Source organism: Flavobacterium sp. LHD-80, assembly GCF_030929605.1.
Classification (GTDB): Bacteria; Bacteroidota; Bacteroidia; order Flavobacteriales; family Flavobacteriaceae; genus Flavobacterium.
In genome coordinates, this window is sequence record NZ_JAVFVS010000002.1 from 154,140 (window position 1) to 167,009 (window position 12,870).

A 12,870-nucleotide genomic window follows, 5' to 3' on the forward strand; every position below is an offset into this window, starting at 1 on the left:
ATTAAAATTTATAAGTTACCGTAAGGCTAACATTTCTAGGACTTCCCGGAAACAAGCGCAAATAATTCTGTGCACCCAACCAATACGTTTTGTTTAATAAATTGCCAGCATTTACAGCAATCTGAACATTGCTTTTGCTTGGTTTATAAAACAAAGCAGCGTCAAAAATGGTAAAGTCAGGAAGTGTAAAATCGCGGGTAAACCAAGGCACTTTACTGCTTTGGTACTGCATTCCAAAACCAATTCCCAAATCTTGTAAAACAGAGTCAGAAGCAAAATTGTAGCGTGTCCATAAATTGGCGCTGTTTTTTGGCGTGTTTTGTTTTCGAGCACCAATTAAAGCCGGATTAGCGTCTTCCATGATTTCAGCATCAATATAACTGTATGATGCATTAATTTGCCAGTCTGTTGTAATATAACCTGCTATATCACACTCAAAACCACGGCTTCGTTCTGCACCTCTTGTAACCAGTAAATCAGGATTTGCAGGATCATTGGCATTCATTAAAATATTGCGCTGATTGATTTCATAAATTGCTGCATTAAAACTCATTGAATTGTTTAAAAATGTGGTTTTGATCCCGACTTCTTTTAAATTACTTTCCAGCGGATCAAATAAACTTCCGGCAGGCAAACTTCCCGTTTGTGGCATTAGAGTTACCGTATTCGATTGTGGCTGATAACCTTCAAGATATGTCGTATATACATTTATCGCACTGTTTACGGAATAAGTTATCCCGATTCTTGGCAACAAAGCTGATTTTTTGACTTTCAGTTCGTTACTGGTTTCGTAGTTTGTAATATCTTCAAACCATTCGTTTCGCAAACCCAATAAAAAAGTAAACTTTTCCCATTGAATTTGATCCTGAATATAAACCGCATTTGTAGTCGTTAATGCCGATGGAAGTGATGTTCTCACATTCAGCGCATAATCTTCGGGACTTGTAAGTTTGTAGTTTGGATTGCTCAAATTGAAATAATTCACATTTGGTTTTGGCATAACAACGCCGTCAACGGTAATGGTTTGGTAATTTGAGGCATTCGCCAAAACAAAACTGCTGGCAACCGTTCCGTCTTTTAATAAATAACCTCTCGCTGCATTTTGTCCGCCGCCTTTATTTTTGTTCCAACTGCTTAAATCGTAACCTGTCAATAATTTATGCTTAAGTTTTCCAGTTTTGAAATCGAAGTTGAAATAAGCACTCAAATTATCAATGTTCCAATTTTGTTGACGTTGTACAAACTGCATCATTGCCAGACTTGTAACGGGTTTATTGTTCATATCGACAGCAAAAGCATTTGTAGTGCGGTGTTCTTGAAGATCTTCTGTCCAAGTTTGCTTCATGTACGATGCGTTAAAACCAATTTTAGAGCTGAATTTATGTGTAAAATTCGTCATCAAAATCATTTCTTTCGATTTGAAAAAGTCGCTCGGAGCGCCTAGATTTAAGCTTATAGGTGTTTTATTCAGACTTGTTTTTCCAGCAACGGCACCAAAAATCGGTTGTCCGCGGTCCAGAATTCCAGTCATGTCGCTTAAAATTAATTCGGTGTTAATTGCCGTTTTTTCATTTGGTATATAACTGAAAGAAGGCGAGATCAAAAACGATTTATTATTGACTAAATCACGAAATGATTTTGCTTGTTGATACGCGCCGTTTACACGGTATAAAAGTGTTTTAGATTCGTTTAAAGGGCCTGTGAAATCAAGCGTTCCGCGCAAAGTACTGAAGCTCCCAACGCTTAAACTAATCTCTTTTCGGTCAATTGCCAATGGTTTTTTTGTAACCAAATTAATGCTTCCACCTGGATCAACAGAAGAAAATGTTGCACTCGATGGACCTTTGATGACTTCAACACGTTCAATATTGCTCGTTAAAGGCTGAAGAAAATAATATTGACGCGTTCGCATTCCGTTGATGATTTGGCCCTCCTCATTTTGGCTGATTCCCCGAATCGTATATTGATTGTAATAACTTGCCGGAATTACACCACTTGCCATTTTTACGGCATCAGCAAGATAAAAAGCTGCTTTATCGGTAATTAATTCCTTTGTAATTGTCGAAATAGATTGCGGAATGTCTTTATTCAACGCTGCAGTTTTTGTAGCTGCAAACGAATATTCGCTGTTGTATTTTTTGGTTGAACGACCTATAATTTCAACAGTCTGCAATTCATTTTTCATCATTTTGATTGAATCCTGTGGAATGCTATCTGTACTTTTTTTGTTGACAGTCTGAGAATGTATTGCTTGTACTGCAATTAGTAGAAATATAAAAGGAAATAAATTTTTCATGTTTTATAGGGAATGGAAATGCTATTTCCTTTTAAACCGTTTGTAAATACAAATTTTCAAGTTCATCAGCCGAAATTTTAGATGCTTCGATTACGGTAACAAGATTTCCTTGTTTCATAATTCCGATTCGGGAAGCTACTTCACGGGCTCTAAAAATATCATGTGTGGCCATTAAAATTGCGGTTCCATCAGCTGAAAGCTCTTTTAAAATCTGCGAAAATTCATTGGAAGCTTTTGGATCCAAACCACTTGTAGGCTCATCTAGTAAAAGGACTTTGGCTTGTTTTGCTATTGCAATCGCAATTCCCACTTTTTGCCTCATTCCTTTAGAATAACCTCCTAAATTTTTATCATGGGCATTAGCCTGTAATCCGGCTTTGTTTAAAAAATAGGTTAATTCGCCTTTTGAATATTTGAAACCAGCTAATGAAGAGAAAAACTTAAGGTTCTCTAATCCAGTTAAATTGGGATATAACATGACGGTTTCTGGAATATAAGCGACATGTTTTTTGGTTTCCTGCGTATTTTCAATTACAGATATATTATTGATTTCTAATTCTCCGGATGTGGGTTCAATAAAGCCAAGAAATAAATTGATTGTAGTAGTTTTTCCGGCGCCATTTTGACCTAAAAGAGCAAAAATTTCGCCTTGTTTTATCGTCAAGTTCAAGGCATTTAAAGCAGTATAGTCTCCGTACTTTTTAGTCAGATTTTTTGCTGTAAGCATAGTGTTATTTATTTTGAAAGATTTGATTTTAAAAAATAGAAATATCAAAATCAGGCCTTTACGTATGTGTAAAAGATTGATTTTTAATATGAAACAAGAAGATTTACTGCAAATAATAGAAAATAGGATTTGATTTGTTCTCGAAAACAAATCAGACAAAACATAAAACAGCATTGCTTTTATCTATTTCAATGAAAAAGATAAATGCAGTATTTAGTTTGAAAAAAATTAAATGTAGTAAATTACAGAAGTGCTGGAGGTGCACGAAGGGCAAAAAGACTTCCTTTGAAAAATGTCGAAACTGTCTTTGAATAAAAGAAATAATAAGAAGTTTGAACACTGATTTTATGAAACGAAATTGTCTGAAAAGAATTCGGGATAAAAGTGCTGAAAGCAAAATGGCACACATGACAGGTGTTCTCAACAGAGTGACTGTGCGTTATTTGCTTTTCTCCAGATTTGTGTTTATGAACACAGTGTTTTTCAGAAAATTGCTTAACAACGTGTTCATACGAGTGAACGGTCTGGAACAGCATTGCGAACAATACTGCAAAAGACATCAAGAAATTTAAAACTATAATTTTCTTTTTCATTCAGTGGTATTTCAGTGCAATTCTTAAATCACTCAAAATGAAATAAATAAATGCAACAGTGTTGCAAATATACTTATCTTATTTTAAAATGCCCGAAAAGCGGACTTTTTTTATTGAAAAATCAGAAAATTAAAGATTGCTATACAATAATTGCAGTGTATGAAAATCAGATGATCCGTCAAAATATTTATGAAGCGCTTCCTGAAATACTGGCTCACTGTTTTGAATACTCGCAAACAATGTCAGGCAGGATTGCAGTTTTTCATCATCTGGATTTCCAAAAATTTCTTCTGCCGTTTTTTCTTCGTTTTTGATCAATTCTGAAGTAATTTCAATAAGATGTTTTCCAAGAATTGGATGCTCTAAAAACGCAATTGCTTCATCGGCATTCTTAATTTCATAGAATTTTGAAGTATCGCAAGATCCCGATCCTTTTATCTGCGGAAAAACAAACCACATCCATGGAGATTCTTTTTTACCTTTTTTAATTTCAGCCAGCGCTGACAGGTATAATTTATTTTGTGCGTCTAAAAAACGCATTAATTCATTGTTATTGTAGGCCATTATTTACTGATTTTGATTTGGGGAATCAGGTCATAAAACTACTCAAAATATGTTTAGTTGTACACGCGGAAGTTGTTTTTTTACAGCTATTTTGTTAGTTTTTTTGCAAATTAAAATGTTTGTTTGGGAACTGTAAAAATTTAGCTTCAAAAAGAGAAAGTGGAACTCATTTTTTGTCATTTCGACTGAAAGAAGAAATCACACAAGAGAGTCTACAAAGATTGGCGATCATCGTTACGAAAATACTAGTATGATTTCTTCTTTCAGTCGAGATGACAAACTGGATGTAATCGTTCCTTTCCAAATAAATCTCAATTCACAACAGCCGGTTTCCTAACATTCTTTCCAACTTTATTAGTCAAATCATCGCCAAGATCTTCTCGTGCTGTCTCAGCTATTTTTTGAATTTGCTGTACAATTTCTGGGTATAATTCTTGTACATCACGCACTTCCCCGGGATCATGTGCTAAATCGTAAAGCGCCATTGGAACATCTTGTGTGGCTCCTTTGCCTCTTAAACCGTCTTTTCCAGGTAAATTTTTATTGTAAGTAGTTCCTTTATGCGGAAAAATAAGTTTCCAATGTTTATAGCGAATAGCTTCCAGATTATTGCTTCCCACTCCAAAATAATAATAAAAAGTATCTCTCGGACCTTTATCGGTTTTTCCGGTCAATAATGGAAGAAAATTTAGGCCGTCAATTTTGTTTTCTGGCAATGAAGCTCCAGTGATAGAAGCAATGGTTGGCAAAAGATCCATATTAGTAAAAAGTGAACTGTTGACCATTCCGGCTTCAATTTTTCCGGGCCAACGAATCAAAAACGGAACTCTCGTACCGCCTTCCCAAGTAGTTGATTTACCTTCTCTAAAACCTCCTGAAGAACCGGCATTGTCTCCAAAAACAAGCCAAGGACCGTTATCACTAGTTACAATAAGAACCGTGTTTTTTGAAAGTCCTTCATTTTCTAAAGTTTTTAAAATTTCTCCTATCGACCAATCGATTTCCATAATAACATCGCCAAAAAGACCTAAATCGCTTTTTCCTTTAAACTTATCTGAAACAGCTAAAGGCGCGTGTGGCAAAGGATGCGTGAGGTATAAAAAGAACGGATTTTTTTTATTCTTTTTGATAAACCCAACCGCTTTTTCAGTAAAAAGAGTCGTTAATTTTGAAGCTTCTTTGATGTTTTTTATAGTATCAATTACGGTAGTATTGCTGATCAATGGAAGAGGAGGAAAGCTTGAACGCATATCTTTTGAATCTGTAACCAATGTAAAGCCGTCATAATCAATTGGCCAGACATCATGTGAATATGGAATTCCATAAAACTCGTCAAAACCATAATTTGTTGGCCAATATGGCATTTCATTTCCTAAATGCCATTTTCCGTAATTAGCCGTTTTATAGCCGACTTTTTTAAGCATAGAAGCAATCGTTTCTTCTTTTGGATTAAGAGCGTGTTTCATTCCGGGAAGCAAAACGCCAGACATTCCAATTCGATTAGGATAACAACCTGTCAATAAAGCCGCTCTCGATGCGGTACAAATCGCTTGACCGGCATTAAAATTCGTAAATCGTGTTCCTTCCTGAGCAATCTGATTAAAATGCGGCGTCGGAATTCCGGTCATTCCATAAGGTTCGGTATCTCCATATCCCATATCATCCATATTGATGATTACAATATTGGGTTTTGAATCTTGTTTTTTATTTTGAGCGGTTATTTTGCAATTAAAAAAGGATACGAATAATAAAAGCAAGGTTAGACTTTTTCTCATGATTTGCGTGGTAATTATTTTGGATAGTGGTATACAAATATAATTCGCAAAACCGAAAAGTATTCTGCTTCACAAAACTCTTTTTTGGCAAATAAACAGAAAATTGTTATTTCTTTAAAAGCAAAGCCTTCGTATATTCATAATTCATTTTGGCAATAGAAAGCACTGAAATGCTTTGAGGACATTCGACTTCACAAGCTCTTGTATCCGAACAGTTTCCAAAACCTTCTGCATCCATTTGCTGTACCATTGTTAAAACTCTTTTTGAAGCTTCTATTTTTCCTTGCGGAAGCAAAGCTAAATGCGTTATTTTGGCCCCAACAAACAAAGCAGCACTGGCATTTTTGCAAGTTGCGACGCAGGCACCGCATCCAATGCAAGCGGCAGCATCAAAAGAGGCTTCGGCAGTTTCGTAGGAAATCGGAATACTATTGGCTTCTGGCGCTTGACCTGTTGCTGCGCCAATAAAACCACCAGATTCAATAATCGAATCAAAAGCAGATCGGTCAATTTTTAAATCTCTCAGAACCGGAAACGCTTTCGCCCTAAAAGGTTCAATATAAATGGTTTCGCCATCTTTAAAGCTTCGCATATGAAGCTGGCAAGTTGTAGTATTTTTTAAAGGTCCGTGCGCTCTTCCGTTTATCATAACACCACATTGCCCGCAGATTCCTTCTCGGCAGTCGTGATCAAACTCAATTACGCGCTCTTTTTTCTGAATCAAAGATTCGTTTAAAAGATCGAGCATTTCAAGAAATGACATATGTTTAGAAACGCCATCTATTTCATAATCTTTAATTTCTCCTTTAGATGAAGAATCAAATTGGCGCCATATTTTTAGAAATAATTTCATAGTTAATTATTAATTATAAATTGTTAATTATGATTTCTTATAAGTCGTGAAAATGAGTGAGTTGTTAATTAACAATTAACAATTCATAATTCACCATTTATTTATAGCTTCTAACAGTAAGTTCGACGGCTTCAAAAACAAGCGGTTCTTTATGTAGTTTTTGAGGCTTTTCTTTTCCTTGCCATTCCCAAGCAGATACGTAACAGAAATCGGCATCATTTCGAACGGCTTCGCCATCAGCAGTTTGGTATTCTTCTCTAAAATGAGCACCGCAGGATTCTTCTCTTTGCAAGGCATCGTGGCACATTAATTCGGCTAATTCTAGATAATCAGCAATTCGTCCCGCTTTTTCTAATTCGCTGTTTAATGTATCATCTCCTGTAATTAAAAGATCGTTTTCAAAAGATTTTTTTAATTCATGAATTCCTTTAATTGCTTCTTCGAGACTTTTTTTGCTTCTCGAAAGTCCGCATTTTTCATAAAGAAGTCGGCCAATTGTTTTATGAAAATAATCGGCACTTAAAGTTCCTTTATTATTTAAAAACGTATCTAATTGCGCTCGAACAGCATTTTCAGCTTCTTCAAAAGCAGGATGATTGATATCAATTTTAGGAGCATTTAATTCGCCCGACAAATAATTCGGAATCGTATATGGCGCAATAAAATAACCATCGACACAGGCCTGAAGCAATGAATTAGCGCCAAGACGGTTTGCACCATGATCAGAGAAATTAGCTTCTCCCAAGGCAAATAAACCTGGAATTGTAGTCATTAATTCATAATCAACCCAAAGTCCGCCCATAGTAAAATGTGCTGATGGTGAAATCAACATGGGTTCTTTATAAGCGTTGATTCCTGTAATTTTCTCATACATCGCAAAAAGATTGCTGTATTTGGCTTCAATTTTATCTTTTCCTTGTGCTTTTATAGCATCGGAGAAATCCAAATAAATGGCATTTTTCATTGGGCCAACACCATGTCCGGCATCGATTCTTTCTTTGGCAGCGCGCGACGAAATATCTCTTGGAGCAAGATTTCCGAAAGAAGGATATTTACGTTCCAAATAATAATCGCGTTCGTTTTCTGGAATTTTATTGGCAACTCGATCGTCGTTTGCGGTTTTAGGAACCCAGATCCGGCCATCATTTCGCAAAGATTCCGACATTAGCGTTAGTTTTGATTGATTTTCACCATGTTGTGGTAAAGAAGTAGGGTGAAACTGAATCCAGCTGACTCCGGCCATATAAGCGCCTTTTTTATGTGCTCTCCAAATCGCTGAACTGTTACAGCCCATTGCAAGTGTGGAGAGATAATATACTTTTCCGTAGCCTCCAGAAGCTAAAACAACGGCATCTGCATTGTGGCGTTCTAAGGCTCCGGTTTCAAGATTTCGGGCAATAATTCCTTTTGCTTTTCCATCAATAACTACTAATTCAAGCATTTCATGACGCGTGTGCAAATCTACTTTTCCTAAAGAAACTTGTCGCAACAAACCTTGATAAGCACCAAGTAAAAGCTGTTGTCCCGTTTGTCCGCGAGCGTAAAAAGTTCTGGAAACCTGAACGCCACCAAAAGATCTGTTGTTTAAATATCCCGCATATTCTCTTGCAAAGGGCACGCCTTGAGCAACCGCGTGATCGATTAAAGCAGCTGAACATTCGGCTAAACGATAAACATTGGCTTCTCGAGATCTAAAATCTCCCCCTTTGATGGTGTCATAAAACATTCTGAAAGTGCTGTCACCGTCATTTTTATAGTTTTTGGCAGCATTAACACCGCCTTGTGCAGCAACAGAATGCGCTCTTCGGGCTGAATCCTGAAAACAAAATGATTTGATGTTGTAACCTTGTTCAGCTAGAGAAGCAGCGCACGAAGCACCTGCAAGTCCAGTTCCAACAACAATAACGGTAAGTTTTTTTCGGTTCGCCGGATTTACCAGTTTGGCTTTGGCTTTATAAGTATTCCATTTTTCGGCAAGAGGTCCTTCGGGTATTTTTGATTCCATTCTTTTCAACGGTTTAAAATGAATTGAGACAAAATTTTAAAAAATCGAAATTGTAAGGGCACTCTAATTTACTATAAATTATTAATTTACATGTTAATAAATGAAGATTTTTGCTTTGTGAATTTAATTATAATGATGGCTATCAGGATGAAGGGTAAAAAAATGTTTCACGCAGATTTTGCAGATTTAATTTTTAGTGTTGATTAAAAAATCGGCATGATCTGCAAAATCTGCGTGAGATAAAAAAGTTTGGGTTTTACTTCCCAATAATTTCTTTTCGATGTAAAGTTCCCCATTCATTTAGAGCCCCAATGACATTATACAAAGTATGACTGTGTTCTGTTCGTGCATATTCAACAGTTGGCGGAAAAGTATCATAAACCGTTCTGGTGACCAGTTTATTCATTTCTAGGTCTTTAAGCTCTTTCGAAAGCATTTTATCTGTAATGCCGTTTATATCTTTAGAAATCTCTTTAAATCGTTTTGGTCGGTTTGACAATGCAATCAAAATAGGTAATTTCCATCTGCCGCTTAAAACTTCTAATGCATCTCGTACTGGTAATAGTGCCGCCAGACAACCTTCTGGTTCACAGCCCATTTCTTTCGTTATTTCGCTTTTTGTTTTCATGCTAATCGCTTTACTATCCTCAATGATAGCGCTATCCTCGAGGATAGTACTATAAAATGTATAGCAAATGTAAATAAGTTTGCATTGTAAACAAATAATACTGAAAAATTATGAGCCAAAAAATTCTACGCATAATTACTAGTACCAACGGAGATACTTCGTTTAGTAATCAATTATCGAATGCCGTTATTGAAAAATTAACTGCATCAAATCCTGAAACTGAAGTACAGACATTGGATCTTACTAAAACACCTTTGCCTTATTTGACGGGTTCGCATATTAATGCCGTTTATACACCTGAAGATGCGCATTCGGTAGAACAAACTGAGGCATTGAAATATTCTGATGAGGCGATAAAAACGTTATTAGAATCAGATGTTATTGTAATTGGAGTGCCTTTGTACAATTTTGGAATTCCAGCAGTTTTAAAAGGATGGATTGACCAAATTGCCAGAGCAGGAAAAACTTTTAGTTATAGTGCCGAAGGTCCAAAAGGATTGGTTACAGATAAAAAAGTATATTTATCGATTGCTTCTGGAGCCATATTTTCTGAAGGACCATATAAAAGTTATGATTTCTCAGAATCGTATTTGCGCACCGTATTTGGTTTTTTAGGGATGACAGATGTTACAACTTTCCGCGTTGAAGGAACAGCAATCCCTGATTTTGCTGCAAATGCATTGCCAAAAGCTTTGTCTTCTGTTGAAGAATTTGCTTTTTAAGAAAATCAAAAAAAATCTGCTAAAACTGCGTGAAAAAAATTACTCCCGCAGATTTAGCAGATTTGCAGATTTTTATAATGAAACTCAAGGATGTTTTAAAATATTATTTCTCAATAATCATAGTTACACCTTGTCCGCCTGCGGCACAAATTGAAACAAAACCTCTTCCTGAACCTTTTTCATTTAAAAGTTTCGCCATAACGCCAATGATTCGGCCACCAGTTGCAGCAAAAGGATGCGCTGCAGCTAAACTGCTTCCTTTTACATTTAGTTTTTCTCTGTCAATTGCGCCAAGCGGTTTTTTCAATCCTATTTCGGCGCTCAGTTCTGGGCTTTCCCAAATTTTTAAAGTAGCCAAAACTTGTGCGGCAAAAGCTTCATGTATTTCATAATAATCGAAATCTTGAAGATTTAATCCAGCTTTTTCTAACATTCTAGATGCCGCAAATAAAGGAGCCAGCAAAAGATTCTGCTGATTTTTGACATATTCAATTGCTGCAATTTCTGCAAAAGTGATATAAGCTAAAATTGGTAAACCTTGTTCTTTTGCCCATTCTTCACTGGCTAAAAGAATACAGGAAGCGCCATCAGTAAGCGGTGTCGAGTTTCCTGCTGTCAATGTTCCGTTTGCTTTGTCGAATGCGGGTTTCAGGCTTCTCAGTTTTTCAATCGAACTGTCTTTTCTTAAATTATTGTCTTTTTCAAGTCCGTTAAAGGGCGTAATCATATCGTCAAAAAAGCCTTCATCATACGCTTTTGCCATATTCAAATGACTTTTAAGCGCTAATTGATCTTGATCTTCTCTTGGTATTTTATAATATTTTGCAGTAATTTCGGTATGTCCGCCCATCGAAAGTCCGGTTTGTGATTCTTCATTTCGAGGAACTAAAGGCGTTAAATCTGACGGTCGAAGTTTTAAAAAAGTATTGATTTTTCCACCCAATGATTTTTGTTGTCGTGCTTCAAGCAATATTTTTCGGAGTTTTTCGCTTACTGCAATTGGCATATCGCTTATAGAATCGACACCGCCAGCAATTCCTGATTCTATTTGGCCTAAAGCAATTTTATTAGCGATATAAACGGCACTTTCAATTCCGGTGTCGCAAGCTTGTTGCAAATCACAGGCAGGAGTTGCGGGATCTAAAGACGTTTTCATAACACATTCTCTGATCAAATTCATGTCATAAGAATGTTTAATTACTGCGCCACCAGCAACTTCGCCAAGCAATTTTCCTTTTAAATTGTATTTGTCTATAAGTCCGTTTAAGGTTGCGGTCATCATTTCTTGATTTCCAACATTTGAATATGCGGTATTTGCTCGCGCAAACGGAATTCGGTTATAGCCAACAATGGCAACTTTTCTAATCGTTGTGGTATTGTTCATATCTGGATTTTGTTTCATTAAAGATAAGAAGTTTTTTTATTGCCACAGATTACACAGATTAAAATGATTTTTTAAGCCTATAGAAATATTTTATATATAAAAAGATATTCGTTGCGTAGGCGCACAGCAGTGCGTCTCTACGGTATAAAATGAGGATAATTGTATTTTGATTATTTGTATTTAACGAAAGTTGGAGTTAAATAAAACAAAAATCAACACATAGTATATCGTAGAGGCGCACTGCAGTGCGTCTACGCAAAGTAGAGCACGAACGGAGCTTTTCTAATGTTATAATATTTTAAGATCATAACGTTCATCTCTAAAAGTTTTTCCCCATTGTTTGACTTCTACAGATTCTGTTAGTGTAAATCCCGCTTTTTTATACATTTCCAGTGCCGTATCTTGCATGCTTGTAGTAAGCAGAAAAACATTTTTAAATTTCTTCTCTCTGCAAAAATCTACAGCATCGGTTAAAAGTCTTTTTCCGATTCCCAATCCTCTAAAAGTTGGATCCAATAAAAACCATCTTAATTGTGCTTCTTCTTTTGTTTGATGCTGAATCGCAATACAGCCTACAATTTTATTGTTGTATTCAGCCATCCAAATGCGATCATATTCAGGAGAATAATTTTCTAGAAAATGGTAAAAAGTCTTTATAACGTATTTTTCAAATTCGTTCGAAAAATTAGATTCGTTGCCGTAAATAAATCCATGCAGGTAGATAATATAACCAATATCGCCCGGATTAATTTCGTGACGATAGGTGATATCACTTCGAACTGGTTTATTTTCAGATAAAAGATTTTTTATTGTATGCATTGAATTGAGCAAATTCTCTTTTTCAAAGAAATTCAGATTTTCTATTTTATGTTCAATCTGTTGTTCTACTTTTTTATTTAAAGATTGAAGCAATTCCCTTCCCGAATTACTGAGTTCAATATTAAAAGCGCGTTTATCTTCTAATGAAGCAACTTTTAAAATGATGTTTTCTTTTAAAAAGCGTTTTATAATTCGGCTTACATATCCTTTATCCAAATTCAGAATTTCAGTGATTTTTTGTGCTGTAATGGTTTTGCTTTCACTTATTTCATAAAGAATTCGGACTTCGGTCAGCGAGTAATCACTATCAAGATAATGTTGGCTTAGTATGTCTAAATGTGCTGTGTAAAAGCGATTAAAACTTCTAATTTTTGAAGTTGTAGTATTCATAATTTTAAATATTGCATTGAATAATGCAAATATACAAAATTAGTTGCTTTTGTCAACTATTATTTTGTTTTAAAATAAATTGATATCAGTGCGTCTACGCAAAGAATATCACGA

The 12,870-nt window shown here is 35.7% G+C and carries 11 protein-coding genes; 1 reads left to right on the forward strand and 10 read right to left on the reverse strand.

Annotated features, from left to right (window positions below):
• Window position 1: 1 nt before the first annotated feature.
• The 8 genes from RB619_RS03660 to RB619_RS03695 form a co-directional block, all read right to left on the reverse strand.
• Window positions 2-2,296 carry a TonB-dependent siderophore receptor gene (locus RB619_RS03660; RefSeq protein ID WP_308094326.1) on the reverse strand — a complete coding sequence of 765 codons (2,295 nt, stop codon included), beginning with the start codon at window positions 2,294-2,296 and terminating at the stop codon, window positions 2-4.
• Between the two features lie 31 nt (window positions 2,297-2,327).
• Window positions 2,328-3,023 carry an ATP-binding cassette domain-containing protein gene (locus tag RB619_RS03665; protein ID WP_308094329.1) on the reverse strand — a complete coding sequence of 232 codons (696 nt, stop codon included), beginning with the start codon at window positions 3,021-3,023 and terminating at the stop codon, window positions 2,328-2,330.
• A 242-nt stretch (window positions 3,024-3,265) separates the two neighbouring features.
• Window positions 3,266-3,616, reverse strand: coding sequence for a hypothetical protein (locus RB619_RS03670; protein WP_308094332.1), 351 nt, complete (start codon window positions 3,614-3,616; stop codon window positions 3,266-3,268).
• 129 nt (window positions 3,617-3,745) lie between these two features.
• Complete coding sequence (locus RB619_RS03675) at window positions 3,746-4,180, reverse strand: DUF1810 domain-containing protein (protein WP_133524220.1); 435 nt, start codon at window positions 4,178-4,180, stop codon at window positions 3,746-3,748.
• A 311-nt stretch (window positions 4,181-4,491) separates the two neighbouring features.
• Complete coding sequence (locus RB619_RS03680; protein ID WP_308094337.1) at window positions 4,492-5,955, reverse strand: sulfatase; 1,464 nt, start codon at window positions 5,953-5,955, stop codon at window positions 4,492-4,494.
• Between the two features lie 106 nt (window positions 5,956-6,061).
• A complete protein-coding gene (locus RB619_RS03685) occupies window positions 6,062-6,808 on the reverse strand; it encodes a succinate dehydrogenase/fumarate reductase iron-sulfur subunit (protein ID WP_308094339.1) in 747 nt (248 codons plus the stop codon).
• A 97-nt stretch (window positions 6,809-6,905) separates the two neighbouring features.
• On the reverse strand, window positions 6,906-8,813 hold the full coding sequence (locus RB619_RS03690) for a fumarate reductase/succinate dehydrogenase flavoprotein subunit (protein ID WP_308094342.1): 1,908 nt from the start codon (window positions 8,811-8,813) through the stop codon (window positions 6,906-6,908).
• A 256-nt stretch (window positions 8,814-9,069) separates the two neighbouring features.
• The gene (locus RB619_RS03695) at window positions 9,070-9,441 is read right to left on the reverse strand and encodes a helix-turn-helix domain-containing protein (protein WP_308094344.1); all 372 of its coding nucleotides are present in this window, start codon (window positions 9,439-9,441) and stop codon (window positions 9,070-9,072) included.
• 110 nt (window positions 9,442-9,551) lie between these two features.
• On the opposite strand from RB619_RS03695, the gene RB619_RS03700 reads away from it, so the two are divergent.
• The gene (locus tag RB619_RS03700; protein ID WP_308094347.1) at window positions 9,552-10,163 is read left to right on the forward strand and encodes an NAD(P)H-dependent oxidoreductase; all 612 of its coding nucleotides are present in this window, start codon (window positions 9,552-9,554) and stop codon (window positions 10,161-10,163) included.
• Between the two features lie 103 nt (window positions 10,164-10,266).
• Here the strand turns inward: RB619_RS03700 and RB619_RS03705 are convergent, their stop codons facing one another.
• The gene (locus RB619_RS03705; RefSeq protein WP_308094717.1) at window positions 10,267-11,547 is read right to left on the reverse strand and encodes an acetyl-CoA C-acetyltransferase; all 1,281 of its coding nucleotides are present in this window, start codon (window positions 11,545-11,547) and stop codon (window positions 10,267-10,269) included.
• Window positions 11,548-11,835: 288 nt separating this feature from the next.
• Window positions 11,836-12,756, reverse strand: a complete 921-nt coding sequence (locus tag RB619_RS03710) for a bifunctional helix-turn-helix transcriptional regulator/GNAT family N-acetyltransferase (protein WP_308094350.1) — start codon at window positions 12,754-12,756, stop codon at window positions 11,836-11,838.
• Window positions 12,757-12,870: the final 114 nt, after the last annotated feature.

Bases quoted from the DNA above. Each gene is read 5' to 3' on its own strand.
- RB619_RS03660 (WP_308094326.1), bottom strand. From the start codon at position 2,296: ATGAAAAATTTATTTCCTTTTATATTTCTACTAATTGCAGTACAAGCA.
- RB619_RS03665 (WP_308094329.1), bottom strand. From the start codon at position 3,023: ATGCTTACAGCAAAAAATCTGACTAAAAAGTACGGAGACTATACTGCT.
- RB619_RS03670 (WP_308094332.1), bottom strand. From the start codon at position 3,616: ATGAAAAAGAAAATTATAGTTTTAAATTTCTTGATGTCTTTTGCAGTA.
- RB619_RS03675 (WP_133524220.1), bottom strand. From the start codon at position 4,180: ATGGCCTACAATAACAATGAATTAATGCGTTTTTTAGACGCACAAAAT.
- RB619_RS03680 (WP_308094337.1), bottom strand. From the start codon at position 5,955: ATGAGAAAAAGTCTAACCTTGCTTTTATTATTCGTATCCTTTTTTAAT.
- RB619_RS03685 (WP_308094339.1), bottom strand. From the start codon at position 6,808: ATGAAATTATTTCTAAAAATATGGCGCCAATTTGATTCTTCATCTAAA.
- RB619_RS03690 (WP_308094342.1), bottom strand. From the start codon at position 8,813: ATGGAATCAAAAATACCCGAAGGACCTCTTGCCGAAAAATGGAATACT.
- RB619_RS03695 (WP_308094344.1), bottom strand. From the start codon at position 9,441: ATGAAAACAAAAAGCGAAATAACGAAAGAAATGGGCTGTGAACCAGAA.
- RB619_RS03700 (WP_308094347.1), top strand. From the start codon at position 9,552: ATGAGCCAAAAAATTCTACGCATAATTACTAGTACCAACGGAGATACT.
- RB619_RS03705 (WP_308094717.1), bottom strand. From the start codon at position 11,547: ATGAACAATACCACAACGATTAGAAAAGTTGCCATTGTTGGCTATAAC.
- RB619_RS03710 (WP_308094350.1), bottom strand. From the start codon at position 12,756: ATGAATACTACAACTTCAAAAATTAGAAGTTTTAATCGCTTTTACACA.